Source organism: Teredinibacter franksiae (assembly GCF_014218805.1).
Classification (GTDB): domain Bacteria; phylum Pseudomonadota; class Gammaproteobacteria; order Pseudomonadales; family Cellvibrionaceae; genus Teredinibacter; species Teredinibacter franksiae.
This window is the reverse complement of sequence record NZ_JACJUV010000001.1, coordinates 2816228-2837003: the sequence shown is the minus strand read 5'-3', so window position 1 is coordinate 2837003 and position 20776 is coordinate 2816228. Positions and strand designations below refer to the sequence as shown.

Below are 20776 nucleotides of genomic sequence, written 5' to 3'. Positions count from 1 at the left end.
ATGTTGCGTATTTTACTATTACTTACTGTTCTTACTGGCTGCGCCCCTGTAGACGTTAACCATTATAAAAACAACACCCCCAAACTTGAGGTAAAAACCTTTTTTGACGGCAAGCTAAAGGCCAGCGGTATAGTAAAAAATCGAAAGGGTGAGGTCATTCGATACTTCAGCGCCGATATCAATGCCGAGTGGAAGGATGGGGTAGGTACGTTGCACGAAGTCTTTATCTTTGACGATGATGAGCAACAAACCCGCATTTGGACGCTGCAAGCGATAAACGAACAGACGTTTACGGCCAGCGCGAACGATGTGGTAGGCGAATCAACTGTTCACACCGCAGGAAACGCGATGTTTTTACAATATACCTTAACAATTCCCTATAAAGATTCAACCATTGATGTTCAGGTAGACGACAAAATGTATCTGGTAAACGAGAGTACGTTGATAAACGAGTCAAGCCTTACAAAATTTGGCTTCGATATTGGGTACGTAACCCTTTCTATCGTTAAACTCTAGCCATATACAAGGCTAGAGTTTAAAACTAATCCGTTCAAAAGTTGGTTAAAAACAGCGGGAATACAATCGCGTTCAAGATTATAAATACGGGATTTCGGCTATCAACCAATTGACTGATAGCAACCTAAATCGATTTTATCTTTAGCAACCCTATGGAAGGGGAACCCGAAAGCCTATTGCCGGCCCCACCACTGCTTCCACCGCCATAAGCGTCAGTAACGCCCCACATAGGCAGTCCGTCTTCCGCTGCGCAGACCGCCTTAAACTAAGGCCTGCTAGGTCACGTAGAGGCTAAAATCAATTAATAGAGGCGCCCTCAAGCCCCCCCCTACCAACGAGAACGCCGTTTGAGTTACCCGATGCCCTAATATTCGTAGCCCCCCAGACCAGAGTATACCGATACTTTGTTACCCGCTTCGCCACCAGAAGCATACATCCGATGAATACCGCTGCAGGCTTTTACCCACTCTCAGATCGGCAGACTTTACAGACTCAAGGAAAACGCTTACCTTACGCAACAAGTGCTGATAAACGTCACCAACCACAACAATAAAGGTAAACGTATAAGTCATACGTATTTCCGCCAACGGGTATTTCAAAGCAATTCGACGACCGGGAGAATGGTAGCGAGTTGGGCCTATTGAGCGTGTTTACGTAATCCGAAAAATAAAGATAACGGGGAACGAGAGATGAAGAATTTTCCATTAAAAACCTGTGCCAGCCCTGGCGTTATGGCAATCCTACTAGGGCTTACAACCTCGGGGTTGGTGTCCACCAGTGTCGCTCAAGAAAATGAAGATACCGCACTGGAAGAAGTTATCGTACAGGGTAGCTACCAGAAGAGCCTGCAGTCTGCGCTCGCGCAAAAACGTGATGCCGCCAGTGTTATTGAAGCCATTTCGGCGGAAGATATTGGCCAACTGCCCGACGTTTCCATAACCGAGAGCCTCGCGCGCCTTCCCGGTGTTGCGCAGGACCGCGACCGCGGTAACGGCAGCCAAATTTCTATTCGTGGTATGGGTGGCCAGCTCGGCCTTACAACCCTTAACGGCCGTGAAGTTGCTACCGTTGAAGAAGACCGTAACATCCGTTACGACCAATTCCCGGCGGAACTGATTAACGCCGCTCAGGTGTATAAAACACCTCAGGCGAAAATGATTGAAGGTGGTGTTTCCGGTACCGTAAACCTAGAAACCGTATCGCCATTAGACTTCGACGAACGTGTAATCGCCATTAATGCTCGCGCCTCTAGTTATTCACTGGGTAGCGACGTAGATGACGCCGCCAACGGTGGCCTAGGTTCGCGCTACAGTGTTTCCTACATCGATAGATTTGCAGGCGACACCTTAGGCTTGGCCCTCGGTATAGCAGGCCAAAGCCAACCTATTGCTACCCAGCGTTCGGAGTTGTGGAACTACGGTGACACGTGGCACAACAATCAGTGGAACGACGCTGAAGGTAAAGATTTTAACGCCCCATGGGGTGGTTCTGCGCTGGTACGTGGTGGCGAAGACTCCCGTATTGGTGGCATGGCCGTTGTGCAGTGGCAGCCAACCGAAACCTTCTCGCTAAGCTATGATTTCTTCTACTCCCAGTTGGACATCCAGGAAGAGCAACGCGGTTTCGATTTTAATATTAATAACAACTATGACCGTCAGTGGACAATTGGTGATTCCGTTGCCACCGGATTCACCAACTCCGCTGCCGATGCCGAAGACCTGCTCGCCGGTCGCGTGGGCCTGAGTTCACTGCGCAGCCTTAACGAAGAGTTCACCCAAACCGACGACATGATGATTAACGGTGCCAAACTGGGCTGGGATCTCGGTGAGTGGGCATTAGGTGCCGATATCTCCTACTCGGAAACCAACCGCGAGCGCCGCTGGCACTCGGTGCGTACAGTGAACACGTCCGCTGATCCCTGGGCAACCTTTGGGGCTAAAGATGAGCGTATGTTTCTCACTCTGGACAGCGGTATAAGCTTGACTGACCCCACCCAGAATAGCGTGGACAACTTGACTGTACAGCCACAGGCAGAAGGCAAAGACGCCATTACCGCTATTGATGTACACGCCGAGCGCTTCTTCGAAAACAGCTGGGCTAGCTCTATTGTGTTCGGCGGTCGTTTTTCAGGTCGCGAAAAATCACTGGATGCCCAGATCTGGGATCAATTCGTAACGCAAAATGCCGATACCGAAATTCCTGCCGGCATGATGATCGACGCGGGTTCCGATTCTTACTGGAGTGACCTCCCCGCGTATATGACACTCGATCGCGAACAGGCTATCGATTACTACTTTAACGGAATAGCAAACCCCAGCCCCGGTGACAACAACGATATGCTGGCAAGTTGGCGGGTAACCGAGGACATTACTTCGGCCTACCTACAGCTCAATATCGACACCCAACTGGGCAGCATACCGGTTAGCGGTAACGTTGGTGTGCGCTCAGTAACGACCGACACGGGATCCCACGGTTCTCAAATATTAACAACCAGCGTTTGGGTTGAAGACCCTGTTGGGTCTGACAACTGGGTAGAAGTACCTGCCTCAGCGGAGCCCGTTAGCGTAGACAATAGCTACAACGATATTCTGCCCAGTATGAACCTAGCGTTCGAACTCAATTCAGACAACGTTATACGACTCGCCGTGGCCAAAACCATTGCCCGCGCACCGCTGGATTTCTTAAGCCCAGCCGTCGATATTGGTCAGGATCAATGGGCACCCAACCCCGGCGAATCCGGTTCCGGTAACCCTAAACTAGAGCCCTTCCGCGCCACCCAAACGGACTTAACCTACGAATGGTACTTCGGTGATAGCAACTCCGTTGCAGCTACCCTGTATTACAAAGATATGGATTCTTACATCGCCCGTCAGGCCGGTGCGGAAACCATCCAAGTAGACGGTACCGAGTACTTGCTATCGCTGCCTGTTAACGGCAGTGGCGGTTACATCAAAGGTTACGAATTGATGTATCAGCAAGCGTTCGACTTCGTACCGGGCTTAGGTGTTTACGCAAACTACGCCTTTGCCGACTCCAACATTCGCCAAGGTACACCGCTAAACTCCACTCCCTTTGGCTTAACCGGTTTGTCCGAGCATGTTGGAACAGCTACTGTTTGGTACTACCTGAGTGGCCTTGAGGGCCGTTTGTCCTACAATTATCGAAGTGAATTCCAGCGAGATATCAACCGCGTAATGGGTGAAGAAGGTGTTAACGCTGCCGAAGGTTACTTCGACCTTAGCCTTTCCTACGACATCACCGACGACTTACAAGTGATGATGCAGGTACAAAACCTCACCGACGAACCGTATAAGGTTTACGGCCTGGAATCCAACAACGAGGCGCACGTAAATAAATATGAAGAGTTCGGTCAGCGCTACAGCCTTGGCCTTTCCTGGAAATTGTAACGCCCCCCTAACAGCGGCCGCCTAGCGGCCGCTTTTTTTTAGGTGAATGCGTAAATCGGATGACTCTTATGAACAACAAATCGTTTCCATTGTCACTCATTGTGGCAGTGATAATAGCAGCACAACCGGGATGTGGCGGCAGCCCCTCTCGCGTACAACAAACTGATCCGGCCACCGTGGAGTCGAGTACCACCAACCCCACCCCGGAAGTACAAACAGCCGAAATAGTGTTGCCGACCGGTGAACCTTTTTACCTAGGTGCAGATTTATCCTACGTCAACGAAATGGATGACTGCGGCGCTGAATTTCGTGTAGGCGGACAAGTTACTGATGCCTACCGTATTTTTGCCGATGCCGGCGCAAACATTGTACGTATACGGCTTTGGCACAACCCCGATTGGACCGAATATTCCAATCTCGCCGATGTAAAACGCAGCATTGCCCGAGCAAAAAACAAGGGTATGCAGGTACTGCTAGATCTCCATTACTCCGATACTTGGGCCGACCCCGAAAAACAAACTATTCCCGCCGGCTGGGCACACCTGCACGGTGACACAACCGCTCTGGCCGACACAGTGTACCAATACACCTACGACACCTTAGCGGAACTTCAGGCAGAACAACTACTGCCCGAGTTGGTTCAGGTGGGTAACGAAATTAACAACGAAATTTTGCAGCCCGAAGCGCAGATGAATCACGCGTTTATTAATTGGCCACGCAACGCCGAACTAATAAACCATGGCCTACAGGCCGTTGCCGATTTTAATCGTGACCACAATACCAACCTGCAGCGTATGCTACACATAGCGCAGCCCGAAAACGCCCTTCAATGGTTTCCTGCCGCACTCAAAGCTGGCGTCACCAATTTTGACTTAATTGGTCTAAGTTACTACGGTAAATGGTCCACTTATACACTGCAAAACTTATCCAATGCTATTGCAGAGCTGGAAAGCACTTACCAGCGCGATGTAATCGTAGTGGAAACATCCTACCCTTGGACGCTGGAAAATTTTGATCAGGCCAACAACGTACTGAATGCCGACTCGCTCATTGCCGGTTACCAAGCCACACCTGAAGACCAGCGTCGTTACTTCTACGATATTGTTGCGCAAGTTGTCGCCGGCGGCGGCAATGGCGTAATTGTGTGGGAACCCGCCTGGGTAAGCACTCAATGCTCCACTCTTTGGGGAACAGGCTCGCACTGGGAAAATAATGCGTTTTTCGACCTGACAAACGACAACGAAGTGTTACCTGTAATCGACATATTTTCACTGCTTAAAGATGAATAAGCGATACTCAATAAATTGATAAAAGCAGATAAGCCTATGAAGTATTTAACTCGATCTTTAGCGGCTAGTGCCTTTTTTGCACTGGTGTTACCGCTAGCTCTCGCTGGTTGCGAAAAAACACCAAAAACATCCGAGACGACGGCTACCTCTGCGCCGGCTTCTTTGGTCACAGCGCCACAATTGTGGAATAGCCATTGGCAGTTTTTCCGCTCCAACGATATATTGTCACTGGAAAAAGCCCGTCAACATAACAGCTGGGAAACCATCAGCCTTCCACACACTGCGCATCTCGAGCCTAGGGTTGTCAACAATCAATGGCAGGGCGATGCCTGGTACAAAAAAACATTTTCTGCTGCCCCGCAGTGGCAGGGCAAAAATGTTTTTTTGGATTTCGAAGCCGCCATGAATGTGAGTGAAGTGTGGATTAACGGAACACCGGTTAATAAACATTACGGTGGCTATCTTCCCTTTAGTATATTGCTTACGCCCCATTTGAAAGACGGCGACAACACCCTAATGGTGCGCTTGGATAACCGCGACAGTGATATTACCGGGCCCAAGCCATTAAAAATTCTCGACTTTAATATGTACGGCGGCATATACCGCAACACTTGGTTGCGTGTAGAAAACGAACTCCATATTTCCGACCCCGTTGCCGCTGGCAAAAAAGCGTCTGGTGGTATTTTTGTTCGCTACCCACAGGTAACCGCCGAACAGGCAATCGTTACCGTACAAACCCATATTGTCAACAGCGGTACAGCCGCTTCCGTTGTCGTTCGCCACCAATTGCAGCACAGCGGCCAACTGGTTCAAACCACAGAAAAACCGCTCGATATAAGCGCGCAGAGCGATGCGGAAGTCAACCAGGAACTGCACGTTAAAACACCTCGACTTTGGTCACCCTCAACACCATCACTCTACACCTTAAAAACGCAAATCCTGAAAAACGGTCAACTGGTCGATGACGACAGCACCCGTATCGGCATTCGTAAATTCGAAATAGTTGAAGACCAACTGTACATCAACGGTGAAAAAACATTTTTACGCGGCGTAAACCGACATCAGGAATACCCCTATGCGGGCTATGCCTTGTCCGACGCGGCGCAGTATCGCGATGCAGAAAAAATGAAAGCCGCTGGGTTCGACTATATTCGCTTAAGCCATTACCCACACGCCAAAGCCTTTATGCGCGCGGCGGATGAACTAGGCTTGGTTTTACTTGATGCTATTCTCGGTTGGCAGTACGTAAACGATACGCCAGCATTTTATGCCCACGCCGAGCAAACCTGTCGCGACCTCATTCGCCGCGACCGCAACCACGCCTCGGTACTGGCCTGGGAATGTTCACTGAATGAATCCAACATGCCAGACACACTCATTACTGGTCTACACAAAATCGTTCATGAAGAGTACCCCTCTGCCACCACCTATTCAGCGGGCTGGGTACCACAAACCTACGATATTTATTTGCAGGCACGCCAGCACCGTCTAGGTCATTACAAAGAGCCCGGTAAACCCTATGTAGTGTCTGAATACGGAGACTGGGAATACTACGCTATGAATGCAGGCCTAAATCAAAATGCCTGGGGTGAACTATTGCAAGACGAGCGCTCCAGTCGGCAGTTGCTTAACGCCGGTGAAACACGCTTGCAGCAGCAAGCGGCCAACATAATGGAAGCTCACAACGACAACTTTAATACCCCAGCCTTTGCCGACGGCTACTGGGTAATGTTCGACTACAACCGTGGCTACAGCGACGACCTAGAATCTTCCGGCATTATGAGCCTAGAGCGTTTACCCAAGTTCAGCTACTACTTTTACCAAAGCCAACGCGACGCCGACGATTTTGGTGGGCCACTGGCAAATGGCTATATGGCCCATATTGGTAGCTACTGGCAAGCCGATTCCAGCCTCAACTTCCATGTGTACAGTAACGCCGACGAAGTAGAGCTTTTCCTCAACGGGCGCTCGCTAGGCAAAGGCAAAAAAGACGTCGAGCGCTACGGCAAAGTAAACCACCCGCCCGTGCTATTTCAGCTGGATACTTTCGAGCCCGGCGCCTTAGTGGCCAAAGCCATGGCCGATGGCAAAGTTGTTGCCAGCCATACAGTTGCAACACCGGGCAAGCCGGCACAGCTTTCACTGGTAATGGAAGACACCTCCATTGCCGCCCAAACCGGCCAAAACGACCTGGTATTTGTCTATGCACAATTACTCGACGCGAAGGGCAATCCCACGCGCGTGAACGGGGCCAAAGTTAACTTCAGTATTTCCGGCGATATAGAATTAGTTTCACCCGCCGAACGTAAAAGTGAAGCGGGTATCGCCGCTGCACTGGTTAAAATCGGTGATACACTGGAATCAGTGCGCATCGAAGCGAGTTATAACGCGCTCACTGCCGAGACGTTAACCTTCAAATAAGCTGTTAAACAAACCTGCGCTATCAGTACTGCCATTACTGCCAAAACTGATAGCGCAGTTACTGTAAAAGCGGCCAGATAACAATAACTGACAGGCCCTATGCTAACGGCAAGCTCTCTACCACCGAATACCAACGGCGTAAAACTGCATTACAAAATCGCCCTCGGATTTGGCTTTTTCACCCTGTTTTTTACGGGCCAGGGTGTGCATATTTTAGCGGTCCCCTATTATCAAATGACCCTAGGGGTAGACCCGTTTCTTCTCAGCCTAGTCATGACCCTGCCCATGCTATTTGGCAGTGCCGTTGCCCCACTTGCTGGCCACCTGTCCGACAATTTGAAATCCCGCTGGGGAAGACGATCGCCGTTCATTTTCACGGCAGCACTTGTATTGGGGCTCTGTTACGGTCTGCTGTGGATGGTGCCACCCCACTGGCCCGAAGCCACGCAACTACTCTATTTCGCTGCATTCGGCACACTCTTCTATCTGGCCACGGCTTTTTACACCGTTCCCTTAAACGGCTTGGCCTACGAGCTTAGCGACAATGCTGGTGAACGCACGCAAGCCATTGGCTTCGCTACTTATTTTTTAAAGAGCGGTTCACTGCTCTATCAATGGGTATTCCCTCTGGCACAGCTCGCCGTTTTTGGCAGTGTTTATCTGGGTATACGCTATATCGGCTGGGGTATGGGAGTAGTGGTTTTTGCTCTGTGCGGCATGTTGCCAGCGCTGATTATTCGGGAAAATGTTTCGGCTTCGCAATACCTGAGCACACGCGTTAGCTTTATCGACAGCCTGCGCAGCGTTATTGATAACCCATCCATGAAGCTGCTACTGCTGCTGGTACTGTTGCAAATGGGTGGCAGCGCCTTCGCCGCCACATTGGATTACTACCTTTTGGTTTATTATGTGCACGCAGGTAACATCGCCGAAGGCGCCATATGGAAGGCCACGCTGTCTACCTCCTACGCGCTAGTGAGCATTGCCTGTGTGCCATTGGTACTCAAGCTATCGACAGTGCAGGGGAAGCTGGGAGCACTGCAAGTGATCTACCTCATTAACGCCTGCGGCGGCCTGGCAAAATGGTTTATTTTCGTACCCGACGCGCGCTGGATTATTATCACCGACGCGCTATTATGCGGTGCCGTCTGGACGGCAATGGTTATCCTTATACCCTCGATGGTCTCTGACCTAAGCCATCAAGACCAGCAAGCAGGGAAAGGCGCCCACGCAGGCATGTATGCCTCCATTTACAATTGGGTATTGAGTATCAGCAGCGTACTCGCTTTAATGTTCAGCGGTTTGAGTTTGAACCTACTGGGCTTCAATGCCCACGCTGGCGCTGCACAAGCCCACGAGAGCTTGCAGTACATGCGCATAATTCTGGCCGGAGGTACGGTTTTGTTCAGTTTGCTGCCGCTGTGGATACTCTACTACTACCGCCAGCACAAACCCGGAGTACTCGCCGCACTCCAGCAGCGATAACAACTAATTTATAAAGCTAATTGATTCAGGACAGCTCTATGGCAACCATTAAAGACGTCGCACGCGTTGCTGGCGTATCTACCGCAACAGTTTCACGTGTCGTTCACAACGGCGGCCAGGTTGGCGATGCCTGCCGCGCGCGCGTGCAAAAGGTTATCAAAGAGCTCGGCTACCGACCCAACACCAACGCCCGCGCGCTGGTAAGTAAAACCAGCAACACCATAGGCGTAGTAACACCACGGCTATCCATGACATTTTTTGGTTGCCTTGCTGCTGGCGTAGAAAAAGCCGCACGCGAACAAAAATACAAACTGCTAATGAGCAACTCGCTTTACGAAACAAAAACTGAACTGGAAGCTATCGAAAGCCTACGCGAACACAGCTGTAGTGCCATTATTTTGCACAGCGAATATTCCGATGAAAAAACACTAAAAAAACTCGCCGATGAAATTCCCGGCTTAGTGATCGTAAACCGCTTTATCCCCGAGCTAGCCAATCGCTGCGTATGGTTAGACAACGAAGCCGGTGCGCAAAAAGTTGCCGATCATCTTTTAGACAAAGGCCACCGCGATATTGCCGTTGTAACCAGTGTTTATCAAAACAACGACCCAGAATTTCGCTTAAACGGTGTGCGTGCCGCCATAGAAAAACGTGGCCTAAGCCTTAATCCCGAAGCCATTGTGGAATCTACTGCCAATATGCGCGGTGGCGAAGAAGCAGTAACAGCGCTGCTGGAAAAAGGTGTTAAATTTTCTGCGGTAGTGGCATACAATGATTTAATGGCCGTAGGTGCGCTTAACGCCCTACAAGACGCGGGCCTACGCGTACCCGAAGACGTTTCCGTAGTAGGTTTCGACAACCTCTATGTTTCCACTGCCTGCCGCCCCAAGTTAACCACCATGGATTACCCGGTAGAAGAGATGGCCAACTATGCAGCTAACTTAGCCATCAACTTAAGCACTGGCGACAATAAAGTTTCTTCGCAAACACATTTATTTATGCCAACATTGGTAGAGCGAAACTCTGTAGCGAAGAAGTAGCGCCAAATAAATTAAACTCACGGGAGCTTTTTAACACTATTTGATTTTATTGATTTCTTTAATTTTTATGCTCGCATAAGCGTCAATAGACATGCCTACAATGTTTTTACCCTTTCCCACCACACAAACTAATTGATATTTTTTCCCCGGCGCCAAATCAAATACAGCTTCAGGCTCAAAAACGATGGTGCCATTATTGCAAGAGCCTTTAAACGTATATTTACCGCCTACCGACGATATTTCAGCAATAGGCCTATCAAAAAATGGTTTCCTTCCCGTAACCTCCTTCTCACCTTCATCCCAAACCAACTCCACCCACGCACGGTATCCGGAATTCAGTGCTTTCGCGCTACCCGGCGTTGTAACGGTAGCCAATTGGCGTACTGGCACAGGCTGAAAGTAAGTAACACAATACAATCACATACTTCATCATCTATCCATCTTCATATTGCACTTATTTTCGAGCGTCTTTTATATACATGGCTTTACCGTCATTTCTCATTTCAACCTCGAAAAGCTCAGTAGCTCGAATTAGATCGCCCAATTTTTTGTAACCATAATTGATGGCAGAGAAGGAACTGTTATTTGAAATATAGTGCCCTACCTTACTCATATGCGCCCAACCGTCATCCTCAGAGGTTTGCTCAATGGCTGTTCGAATTAATTTAACAAGCGATGTGTCGCCTCGCAACTTATTCCTGCCTTTAGCTTTTCTAGTTGCAACGGCGTTTGGTTTTTCATCTGCCTCTACTACTAGATTTTCTGTGTAGATAAAAGGTGAACACGCATCAACAAAAGGTTTAGGCGTTTTCTTTTCTCCGAATCCATACACAGGCAAGCCACTTTCAAGAATCCGTAATACGAGTGGCGTAAAGTCGCTGTCGCTGGTCATTAGCGCAAACGCATCAATATTTTTACTGTATAGAAGATCCATTGCATCAATGATCATTGCCGAATCAGTTGCGTTTTTTCCTTTCGTATACGCAAATTGTTGCATCGGCCTTATTGCATGTGGATGCAGGCGATCAACCCAACCGGACAAAGACGGGCTATTCCAATCACCATGCGCATGGCGCACGTTAACCATCCCGTATTTGGCGAGCTCTTCCAACACACCTTCAATTGAATTATGGCTTACGTTGTCACAATCTATTAAAAGTGCAATTCGTTTTGGTTCTGGCATCTATATCTCCTAGGGAACTTCTAATTTCATTACCCATTTTCGTTCAAACAAGTATAGATTTTATGTTACTTTTTTTTACTCTTTCACTTCGTAAATTACTCTTCTCACCTATACTTCCTAACATACCCTTACAGACTATATCTCTAGTACGTTTGATTGCCAAACCAACCAAAAATTAATCAAAAAAATCTTAGCGTCGACTGATTTTTATCGAAAAAATAAGTTACTATTTTTATTGATGATACCATTAATAACTAAAGAGTATTTCTAATATTACTTTCGTAAAAACTAAGCGACACGCTCACTTAACAAACGAAACGCCATCGACTTCCTCCACAGTAGAAGCATTAGCTCGTTCAATTATTTTCACCAAAGTGGATTGTATGGTTTCGTCTTCACGGACATCATTTTCACTTACAAATTTTTGTTCTTGGGGCTCAACACCCTCTTCCAAAATGAATGAAATAACGACCTCTACTGCAATATCGTGCGACACCCCAAAATACTCGATTGAGATTTTAGGGTAGCCATTGAAGCCCTTTTTCACCTGTTTAGCGATACGTTTTTTTGCTTTATCCACATTCATAATGAGCCCCTTGTGGCTGCCAAACCTAAACGAACATTTGACTAACGTGTTACCCCCACCCTAATCAGTGAATATACCGATGTTAACCAGCACCCTTTTAGCCTTTAGACGGTAACACAGAGCGTCTATTCAGCCCAAGTCAGGTAATAGTCGAATACCATGGTTACTATTGGGAATAGGTATTCCACTTTTTGCAAAGCTGAACGAGAGTTAATCCGGCACATCTTGGCGCTCCAACGTTCAAATGCAGAGGATATTCCAATGTATCACCCGTTTGCTCGTATCCCAGACGTGTATAGAAAGCAATTAACTCCGTACGTACTGAAACCACTAGCATAATAAACCTAGTAGGCTTCAATCTATCAATAGCATAACGCTCTGCCGCCTTTAATATGGACGCACCAAGCCCAATTGACTGATGATCCGGATGCACAGCAAACGAACCGATGTAAACATCGCCATCCTTTTGATCTAGACAGATACAACCCACTATTTCATTCTGATTTTTAACCACAAAAAAAAGCGACGCTTCAATGGACAGCTTGACATCCGATACAACAGAACGATTACCCTCAACAAAAGCAGATTCAGTAGTCCAGCCCTTACCTCCTCGATAAGCAAGGTTAAGTAAATCGTCTATTGCTTGAGCATCAGCTGAATTGGCCAACTCTAATTTTACACACATTCCCGCCTTACCCATAGCGACTACAGGGCAGCCGAACTTCGGCTAAAACTCGCACCGCTAAAAAAATTAGTCGCACTTTCTACCCTTGTGCCGCAGCCCACCCGCCATATGCCTATTATTTTGGTCGTGGTGAGTCCAATGGATTACACCACCTTTCAAATTCCACTCGTACTCCCCATAAAACTTAACTAAATCTAACTCGGCTAACGAATCTAGCCGAGGAGCCAAATCGATATTATGGGCGACTAGTAGTGTATGACCGCTGTCTAGGCGTAGAATGAATTTCTGATGCCGACTACCTTTCACATCGTCGCGTAATATTTTTTTACTACCGAGCCTCTTCCAAATACCTGAACATCACTCTGATGATTTTTATACAGCGCTTCAATTGTGTCATCATTGGCCCAGCACAATGCGGTAAAGCATTGAATAATTGCGAACAACATTAGGAAGCTTATTTTCATACATTGCCTTCCCATGAATGCCGCGATTCGCTGATACACTGTAGCCGTATACACAGGCCCTCCCATTGTAAGAAAATGAAAAACAGAAAATGTATCATATTCATGATTTATCTACCCAAGACAAGATGCAAATACATCCTGTAGACTTCTATTAGCGTCTTGTCGTGATTAATAATTTATTCTGTTTACCCGGGGCCCTGCGCCAACGGCAATAACCGCTAACATTCTTAGCGCTATTCGCAATAAAAAGAGTCTCTTTATCCCTTAATGGTTATTCTTGATAACCACATAACGTATTAAACTCTACCCTCTAACTAGCTATTGGTTTCCTCTCGTTATTGCTTTTCGCCTTCGGTTTTATATGCGGTTCATACGCGAAGAAAAATTTCTAGGAATGCGAATGGCATGGCAAACCAAACGAAAACACCGATCAATACTCATTGCTGTGAAAGCCTTCCCCATAAATGAATTATCGCCGGTTCAACTCGTAATCTTACCCGTAGAGAGGCTATCCCAATACAACTTTAATGGGACTAACCACCCAATATTAGCCGATTAACCTCGTAGATTATGGTTTTTGTGGCAATCGTTAATTGATATGCATCATACCCTTTTAGTTCACGACGCCGTTGATACGGGTGCTATGCTGGCGTTTGACCTAAGGCTGGAGTTCAAGCACCTCCAGCCCGGTTACACCTGCACCTACATTCAACCTCCCATCCATAAATAGTTAAATCGCATTAGTAAGGCGCATTAACAAGGGACACGCACATTTACGTATTGGGTGTATCTCTTAGAATGAATTTGTGCGTAGAATATCCGTTTATCGAACGCATGTCTCGATTAAGGGCACCGCTATTAATTGTATTTCCTAATTCGACTATTAAGGGCGTGGATTATGAGCATCAAAAAGATAACCTTTCAAACGAACTCTTGTACCCGGTATCTTTTGGTTTTCTATGTGGCCATTAACGTCGCTGCGTGTGGCGGAGCTAGTGATAATAGCAACGCGAATAACGATGCCAGCGGGAGTTCCTCAAGCTCAAATACTGCGAATGGAAATGCGTCCAGCTCCAGTACTTCAAATTCTAGCGCTTCAAGCTTTAGTACGTCGAGTATAAGTATCTCAAGCTCCAGTACTTCAAGTTCAATCACTGGCGGAGATAACTGTGACTGTGGCTCTGTTGATCCTGAAAATCCCTGTAACTCGGATGAATTAACGATTGGGTATGAGTTTGCTGATGAAACCAAAAGAATCTCGTTTGAATTTGAGAATACCGTTGCGTGCGGCCAATTTACCAGTGGTCGTTACTGGGCAGCGCCTCTTATAGAAAATGGATCATTGCAATTGGTAAATACCTACCCGTTAAAATCCGGTATTGGCGCAACCACCGTAAACGGATTAATGGATAATATTAATACCATGGATTTTGGAGGCTTCCCCTTTACAGGAAGTGGCCGTTCATTCAATGAAACCTACGCACTAGAAACACCCCATAATTTTGACACTTCAGCATTTCCGAAAAATAATCGGAACATTGGCACTCATACGATATTTAAAGGCGTGAGTCATCTGCAAAACGCTATTATCGACCAGGCAACTGACCCCTCCCGTAAGTGCAGCAATACCCATCGCATGTGTGAAGAAGGCATTTTCAGCCTTACGCTATTATCGGCTCCGCCGGGAGATGTATTTGCGCCGCCGTTCTTTGGTGATACCAGGCCCATGGTGGACGCTTCGGCATTTAACGAAAACCTCCTCCCCAATTTAGCACCTGTCGCCAATATGATGAGTTTTAAGAATGCGTATAATACAGTCCGTTTCTCACGTATAGCCAATGCTAATAAAAATTTGAACGCTAGAGAGTCCCACTACGGCGAAGCAAATGTAAACGGCAGCAGGGGTTACCCTGGTTATTGGCTGCAAACACAGTGGGATGCGGTTATGCGAACAGCGACAGAACCGGGCGATAAAAACGAGGCCGCATTACGATTAAAGGCGGCGAAAGCAATTTCGCAACAGGCGATTGACCTGTACGCCATTTTTTCCGAAGGAGGTAACAAAGGTTCTTCAAACGAACTCTGCGGTGCTTGGATAGCCAATGGCGGCTTTGGGCAAGGTCGGCTGGGCATGACCATTATCGGCTTAAGTTTAATCGAAAAATCTGATTGGCTAGCGAACATTAACACTGTGATGTCGAGCTTTCTCGGTAATCAGTGTTTTGGTGAAAGCATGATGATACAACCCCCTAATCCAGCTGGGCGGAACGAACCCCTGTTTGGCGCGTTAAGTTCAGCGGCTTACACGGTTTCTGCGACAAATAAAACAGCCGCTGATCCTCAAGGTTGGCGAGATGGGAGTGGTAACGCTGTATCTACATGCGGAAGTCAGTACCAGCCTATCGTTACCGGCGGCATGGTAGGTGAAACCATGGCTGTTTTATCTTTCCCTGCGGCATATGAGCACTGGCCTGCTAATTTTTCTCACTTTTTTGACTATATGGATAGATCCTTTGCAAACGGCGATACCACCAGCGCCTATGCTTACTGCACCGAAAATAGTAGTGCGCTGAAAAGCTTTAATCTTAGCTACGTACCAAGTTCCGCTATCGACATGTGGCAAAGTTACTATACTTGCGGGCGCCAGAAAAATTGTGCAGATTTTTAGGATTAGCGTTTAGGCCACCGTCGTCATAAACAACTTTTGGTCTCTTGCTATACGCAGGCTTCATGCGTAAGGAAGTATTCGCAGACAGGCTGACGGTAAGGCTTTAATATCTAATATAAAGCGTACGCAGACCAAAATAGTAAAGTCTGACGAAACTCTTTACCCCCTCCCTGCTCTGTACAGTTATCATTTCTGGCGTTAATTTAGAAATTAGTATTTCATACCAATGCCAGTTTAATTTTTATTTTATTATCCAGGTATTCAATCACGTCACCTGCAATAATTTTCTTTCGCTTTCTTTTTTCCACCGCCCCATTGACCAAAACCTGACCGTCATCGATTACAGATTTTGCCTCACCGCCACTACTTACAATGCCTTCGAACTTTAATATTTTGTAGAGTTCAACAGGCTCTTTTGTAATTTCTACTTCCTTCACTATTTAATTACCTCTACTCATTATTTATACACATAGCGCAGTCAACATACACGCCCCTACGCCAATTTATTTCTAACGCTCAAATAGACCGAACAACACCGACTTAACTTTACACCGACTCAACGTTACAACTTCAGAGCTGAAACACGCCACTCATCCCGCTGTGATCCATTAAAGTCTGATTTAACGGCTGCCCCTTTATACCTCTAAACCTCTATACCTCTAAACCTCTACATTCCCAAATCTGCAATTATTTGGCCGCTAACTCTAAGCCATTCTTACGTATAATGCGGTTATCCATTAACGCCTTAGCTGGAGTGTGATTCTGAAAAAAATCGCTGCATGCCACCTCAAACCCGACTTAGCTCACGCAGACGCATTGCCCCCCTACAGCGCACGCTTCTACATCATATTACCCTACGCCCAGTGCAACACACCATATTAAAATAGCCCAAAGTTTAAACGTCAGGCTAGTGCACACTTAGCGAGACCACATCATCAATTTGAAAGTGCCCTCTGCTACAAACAATTGGCCTATAATGGGTTTGCTTGCTGTGGCAAGTTACATATTTTTTGGCCAACTTTATCTAGGCTCCTCTAGCCTATAATCCATAGGCGGCGGCCCAACAATAACTAACAAGGAATACAGATTGATTGACAGCGGAAATGCAGAGATCGCATTGTGTAACCCAAAAAGCCCCTCTAATGTGGGCGCAGTGCTACGCGCGGCGGGCTGTTACGGTGCTACGGCGGTTTACTACAACGGAAAGCGCTTCGAGAACGCCGAAAAATATCATCAAGATACCAACAGGGTAAAAAAAGAAATTCAATTCCAGGCGGTTGAATCTTTTATGGAGGTACTTAAAGAAAACCAGACATTGGTCTGTGTAGAGTTGGTCGAAGGCGCAACTTCACTTCCAGAATTCATCCACCCGGAAAATGCTTTATATATCTTTGGCCCGGAAGACGGATCAATTCAACAGTCACTTGTCAGTGCCGCCGATAGCGTTGTTTACATTCCTACAATTGGGTGCATGAATTTGGCCGCAACGGTGAATGTATTACTTTATGATCGAATGGCCAAACAACGAAACACCATCAACCACAACGAACGCATCAAGAAAAGTCGCGACAGCAATAATCATCTAAAAATTAAACCTAAAAACTCAAGATAAAATTTTGGGATACAAAGTACTAAAGCACCCAACAACCCCAGTACGCTACCACACACCAATCAATTAGTTGCTGGTGGTTATTGCGAGAAGTTCTACATCAAAAATGAGTGCCGATCCGCCAGGAATCGAGCCGGATTTACGGTTGCCGTAACCTAAATTACTGGGGATAAATAAGCGGCTCTTTTCACCTTCGACCATTAGCTGAAGACCTTCTGTCCAACCGGGAATCACTTGGTTCAAATTAAACTCGATCGGTTCACCTCTATCTACAGAGCTGTCAAATACGCTGCCGTCGATTAGAGTACCGTGATAATGCACTCTAACTTTATCTGAGGGTTTGGCATGCTCTGTACCGGTTCCCGGCTGTAACTTCAGCATCTGCAATCCAGACGCTGTGACTAGAACGCCTTCTTGCTGTTTGTTGTTTTCAAGAAATTTATTGCCTATTGCGCTATTTTCATTCGCCTTTTTCTTTCCAACAGAACCTTGCCAAGTAAAATACGCAATTAGCGCAATGAATAGTACGATAACAAATGTGTTCACACTGTCTGCCCTCATATGTTGTTTTAATCACGAAAAATGTAGCTAAGGTGCGGTTCTTCAAAACTAATGCGTCCGAGCTTTCCGGATCGTAATTCGCGAATAAATAATTCCCCAACGCGCAACAAATCTACGCCGCCACGTTTCATACAGCCACGTTTTTTTGCGACTTGTTCTAAGGCATCGTAGGCGGAATCAACTAAATCGTCAATTTGATAACGCTCGCTTACTCGATCTGGGTAACGCTGGAGCACGTAGTCCATTGCGAACATCGCTAAGTGATCATATTCCACGACGGTATCTCGAATAGCGCCACTGGTTGCTAGGCGATAATTAATCATTTCATTTTTCGATCCGGGCCAAGTCATTCCAGGAGAATCGATGAGGATGAATTCTTCGGAAATTTTTATCCGTTGTTGGCCTTTAGTGATGGCTGGCTCATCTCCTACCTTTGCTATTCGTCGGCCGGCAAGGGTATTAATTAGTGTCGATTTACCAACGTTGGGAATACCCAAAATAAGCCCGGTTACGGGTTTATTTTTATTACCTCGAAAAGGAGCGAGCTTAAACACGCGGTCGGGGATGGTTTTAGTGAGGTTAGTGTTACGAGTACTAATGGCGATGGCATCCATATTACGCTGTTGACGAAAAAACGCCTGCCAAGCTTGAGTAATTGCCTCGTCGGCCAAATCTGATTTACTCAACACTTTTAGGTAGGGCTTTGTCCCCCGTAATTGCTCGATCATAGGGTTGGTGCTGGAATAGGGCAAACGTGCATCTAACACCTCGATCACCACATCAACCCGAGGCATTATCTCCTTGACCTGCTTACGAGCCTTATTCATATGGCCCGGATACCAATTTATTAACATACGCCACTCAGCTTATCGAAAGACCGCTATTTTACCGTCTTTATTGGTAAATTACTGCTGTAAAGAATCCGGCGGCCAATGCCCGGCGTTGCTAACGCTAAAGGTGGCTTCCATTACTTTGAGCGCTACTTTGAGCGCTACTTTGAGCGCTACTTTGAGCACCACTTTGAGCACCACATTAAGCGCAGCCACGCTAACATTAGGGCGCCTCTATTAATCAGGAAATCAGTGTTTTACTTAACTCATTCACCACCATGCTTCCATTTGAACTCCAAATGAAGCACTATTATTTTTACCCAAATAGTCATTACCCCCCACCTGTCCGACAAAATCATCTCCCCATCCAGCATAGGTCGCGTAGGCCCGAATTACCGGGCGACTATTAAAACGACCGCCCAAGGATATTTGCGGTGCAATGGTTATCTTGTAAAGGTGGTCGCTTGTATCAAAGACCTCTGAGTCTACATGATCCCAACCAGCCTCGAACGCAAGGCTTATGCGATCATCGAAATGGTAAATTGGCCGAACCCCGGCTGATATCCACGTTTGCTTGCCCACATTTTCGCCGTAATCTGTAACTTGATAAATTAGAACCGGGCCCAGTGAAAAGTGATCGCCAATATTAGCGGAGAAATTTTCCGTCACGCGAAAACGCCAGGAGTCATCGTTATCGGGCTGGATATACGTTCCACCATCTAACTGAAAGGTTTCAAACCCCGAACTAAATGTTTTCGCCGCCTTGGTTCCATATTGAACTGAAAATTTATTGACGCCATCGTGGCTAATAAACTGCGATTTACTATGGACAAAATGTAATGAATAACCGGTGCTTTCTGGCCCACTATTACCTTCCGCATCAAGCCCCGTTTTGGCGCGTGATAATATTAGGCCAATCTCTGCATTTCCTTTGAACACCGGAAGGTCATAAAAGCGAATATCCAAATTGGTTTTACTAAACCCCGCTTTATCTTCAGGGTTGGGTTGCGGAAGGTTACTAAAGCCACTGGTTGCGCCAGATCCAATCCAGGCCACGGCCAACTTCCCACCGCCCAAGGTAATATCTTCAACCCCAGCACCTCCGCCACTCATATTCCAGAAAAAGAAATCATTAACACCAATATCGTGACGCCGATAAAAACGATTGCCGGCCCAAAATTTTACTGTAGGCATCGATTTTAAAACGTTGCCAAGCGACGCCCACGCTTCGGGAAAACCAACATCGGTGTTGCTCGCATTCGAAAACTCATCATGAGGGTTAAAGAAATCAATTCTCAACTGTACATGCGCAACAGGCCCTGACGCGCTAACCGTTGATCCATTTTGGCCCACAGCAAAATTATCTGGCGTATAAAAGTTTTTACCTATAATAACTTCGCCGAAATTTTCCGCTTCATTGCCTAAACGATACTTGGCCATTGCGCCTGGCGCCTTAAATCCTGGCTGAATTCCACCTTCGCTATTTCTCCCGTAGCCCGCACGAAAGTAACCGGAAATATCCACGTAATTATTCAGTACTCGCTCCACGCGATCGGCTACTTCTTTATCATCTAAAAATGTTGTTCCCGATCGGCTCTCAGTTGTATTGTCGAAATTTACGGGAATACCGTTTGTTTTCCGATGCTCGCGTGTTTGTACTTTTTGTTTATCGGCGGTCGATTCTAATTGCCCTATGCGCTGTTCAAGTAATTTAATGCGCTCTTCGCTAATAAGAGCGCCTTCATCACTCTCACCTATTGCCGAATGCGTGAAAACAGCCAAGCTTATAAAGAGCAGAAATGTACGATATACGCAAGTATTTGAACGGTATATTTGATTCAAAAAAACTCCCTAAAGCCATTTGCTTGTTTGGTTATAGTTAATTTGGCCATGAGTAGTCAAAGCACTATTTGAAAGGAATATGACGCCTTAGAAGGGCACGGCTTTTCCAGCACCGTTTCACTCCGCAACCCCAATAACGCATTTTTTTTGCTGGCTTGTGTATAGATAACCGAAAGCTAGGTTATCGTAG

20 protein-coding genes are annotated in these 20776 nt (G+C 46.8%); 8 read left to right on the top strand and 12 right to left on the bottom strand.

Annotated features, from left to right (window positions below; translation table 11 throughout):
- On the top strand, positions 1 to 516 hold the full coding sequence (locus tag H5336_RS11940) for a DUF3833 domain-containing protein (RefSeq protein ID WP_185234445.1): 516 nt from the start codon (positions 1 to 3) through the stop codon (positions 514 to 516).
- A gap of 407 nt (positions 517 to 923) precedes the next feature.
- On the opposite strand, the gene H5336_RS11935 is transcribed toward H5336_RS11940, so the two are convergent.
- Complete coding sequence (locus H5336_RS11935) at positions 924 to 1088, bottom strand: hypothetical protein (RefSeq protein ID WP_185234442.1); 165 nt, start codon at positions 1086 to 1088, stop codon at positions 924 to 926.
- A 117-nt stretch (positions 1089 to 1205) separates the two neighbouring features.
- On the opposite strand from H5336_RS11935, the gene H5336_RS11930 reads away from it, so the two are divergent.
- The 5 genes from H5336_RS11930 (at position 1206) to H5336_RS11910 (ending at position 10158) form a co-directional block, all read left to right on the top strand.
- Positions 1206 to 3923: a TonB-dependent receptor gene (locus H5336_RS11930; protein WP_185234440.1), complete on the top strand. Its 2718-nt coding sequence runs from the start codon at positions 1206 to 1208 to the stop codon at positions 3921 to 3923.
- Positions 3924 to 3991: 68 nt separating this feature from the next.
- Positions 3992 to 5212: a glycoside hydrolase family 53 protein gene (locus H5336_RS11925; RefSeq protein WP_185234438.1), complete on the top strand. Its 1221-nt coding sequence runs from the start codon at positions 3992 to 3994 to the stop codon at positions 5210 to 5212.
- A gap of 36 nt (positions 5213 to 5248) precedes the next feature.
- On the top strand, positions 5249 to 7633 hold the full coding sequence (locus tag H5336_RS11920; protein ID WP_185234436.1) for a glycoside hydrolase family 2 TIM barrel-domain containing protein: 2385 nt from the start codon (positions 5249 to 5251) through the stop codon (positions 7631 to 7633).
- Positions 7634 to 7732: 99 nt separating this feature from the next.
- Complete coding sequence (locus H5336_RS11915) at positions 7733 to 9118, top strand: MFS transporter (RefSeq protein ID WP_185234434.1); 1386 nt, start codon at positions 7733 to 7735, stop codon at positions 9116 to 9118.
- Between the two features lie 38 nt (positions 9119 to 9156).
- Entirely contained in the window at positions 9157 to 10158 is a 1002-nt protein-coding gene (locus H5336_RS11910; protein ID WP_185234432.1) for a LacI family DNA-binding transcriptional regulator, read from the top strand.
- Between the two features lie 36 nt (positions 10159 to 10194).
- On the opposite strand, the gene H5336_RS11905 is transcribed toward H5336_RS11910, so the two are convergent.
- The 6 genes from H5336_RS11905 to H5336_RS23810 all read right to left on the bottom strand — a co-directional run bounded on the left by H5336_RS11905 (position 10195) and on the right by H5336_RS23810 (position 13076).
- Positions 10195 to 10533, bottom strand: coding sequence for a hypothetical protein (locus H5336_RS11905; RefSeq protein ID WP_185234430.1), 339 nt, complete (start codon positions 10531 to 10533; stop codon positions 10195 to 10197).
- A gap of 79 nt (positions 10534 to 10612) precedes the next feature.
- Positions 10613 to 11341: an NYN domain-containing protein gene (locus H5336_RS11900; RefSeq protein ID WP_185234428.1), complete on the bottom strand. Its 729-nt coding sequence runs from the start codon at positions 11339 to 11341 to the stop codon at positions 10613 to 10615.
- Between the two features lie 301 nt (positions 11342 to 11642).
- Positions 11643 to 11927 carry a hypothetical protein gene (locus tag H5336_RS11895; protein ID WP_185234426.1) on the bottom strand — a complete coding sequence of 95 codons (285 nt, stop codon included), beginning with the start codon at positions 11925 to 11927 and terminating at the stop codon, positions 11643 to 11645.
- A 166-nt stretch (positions 11928 to 12093) separates the two neighbouring features.
- Positions 12094 to 12627: a GNAT family N-acetyltransferase gene (locus tag H5336_RS11890; RefSeq protein WP_185234424.1), complete on the bottom strand. Its 534-nt coding sequence runs from the start codon at positions 12625 to 12627 to the stop codon at positions 12094 to 12096.
- A 51-nt stretch (positions 12628 to 12678) separates the two neighbouring features.
- A complete protein-coding gene (locus tag H5336_RS23815) occupies positions 12679 to 12918 on the bottom strand; it encodes a DUF3465 domain-containing protein (RefSeq protein ID WP_376766531.1) in 240 nt (79 codons plus the stop codon).
- A complete protein-coding gene (locus H5336_RS23810; protein ID WP_376766530.1) occupies positions 12915 to 13076 on the bottom strand; it encodes a DUF3465 domain-containing protein in 162 nt (53 codons plus the stop codon). The genes H5336_RS23815 and H5336_RS23810 overlap by 4 nt, the downstream gene beginning before the upstream one ends.
- A gap of 898 nt (positions 13077 to 13974) precedes the next feature.
- Here H5336_RS23810 and H5336_RS11880 point away from each other — a divergent pair.
- Positions 13975 to 15744 carry a hypothetical protein gene (locus tag H5336_RS11880; RefSeq protein WP_185234422.1) on the top strand — a complete coding sequence of 590 codons (1770 nt, stop codon included), beginning with the start codon at positions 13975 to 13977 and terminating at the stop codon, positions 15742 to 15744.
- 218 nt (positions 15745 to 15962) lie between these two features.
- On the opposite strand, the gene H5336_RS11875 is transcribed toward H5336_RS11880, so the two are convergent.
- Positions 15963 to 16181 (bottom strand): RNA-binding S4 domain-containing protein, encoded by a 219-nt coding sequence (locus H5336_RS11875; protein ID WP_185234420.1) that lies wholly within the window; start codon positions 16179 to 16181, stop codon positions 15963 to 15965.
- A gap of 650 nt (positions 16182 to 16831) precedes the next feature.
- Between H5336_RS11875 and H5336_RS11870 the strand changes: the two genes are divergently transcribed.
- Positions 16832 to 17356 (top strand): RNA methyltransferase, encoded by a 525-nt coding sequence (locus H5336_RS11870; RefSeq protein WP_185234418.1) that lies wholly within the window; start codon positions 16832 to 16834, stop codon positions 17354 to 17356.
- A 63-nt stretch (positions 17357 to 17419) separates the two neighbouring features.
- Here the strand turns inward: H5336_RS11870 and bamJ are convergent, their stop codons facing one another.
- From bamJ to H5336_RS11850, 4 genes are read right to left on the bottom strand one after another with little or no spacing between them, the layout of a single operon-like run.
- Positions 17420 to 17899, bottom strand: a complete 480-nt coding sequence (gene bamJ / locus H5336_RS11865) for a BamJ family beta-barrel-assembly machinery protein (RefSeq protein ID WP_313557014.1) — start codon at positions 17897 to 17899, stop codon at positions 17420 to 17422.
- A 23-nt stretch (positions 17900 to 17922) separates the two neighbouring features.
- On the bottom strand, positions 17923 to 18768 hold the full coding sequence (gene ylqF / locus H5336_RS11860; protein ID WP_185234414.1) for a ribosome biogenesis GTPase YlqF: 846 nt from the start codon (positions 18766 to 18768) through the stop codon (positions 17923 to 17925).
- 51 nt (positions 18769 to 18819) lie between these two features.
- A complete protein-coding gene (locus tag H5336_RS11855; protein WP_185234412.1) occupies positions 18820 to 18960 on the bottom strand; it encodes a hypothetical protein in 141 nt (46 codons plus the stop codon).
- 54 nt (positions 18961 to 19014) lie between these two features.
- On the bottom strand, positions 19015 to 20586 hold the full coding sequence (locus H5336_RS11850) for a maltoporin (RefSeq protein WP_185234410.1): 1572 nt from the start codon (positions 20584 to 20586) through the stop codon (positions 19015 to 19017).
- Positions 20587 to 20776 lie beyond the last annotated feature (190 nt).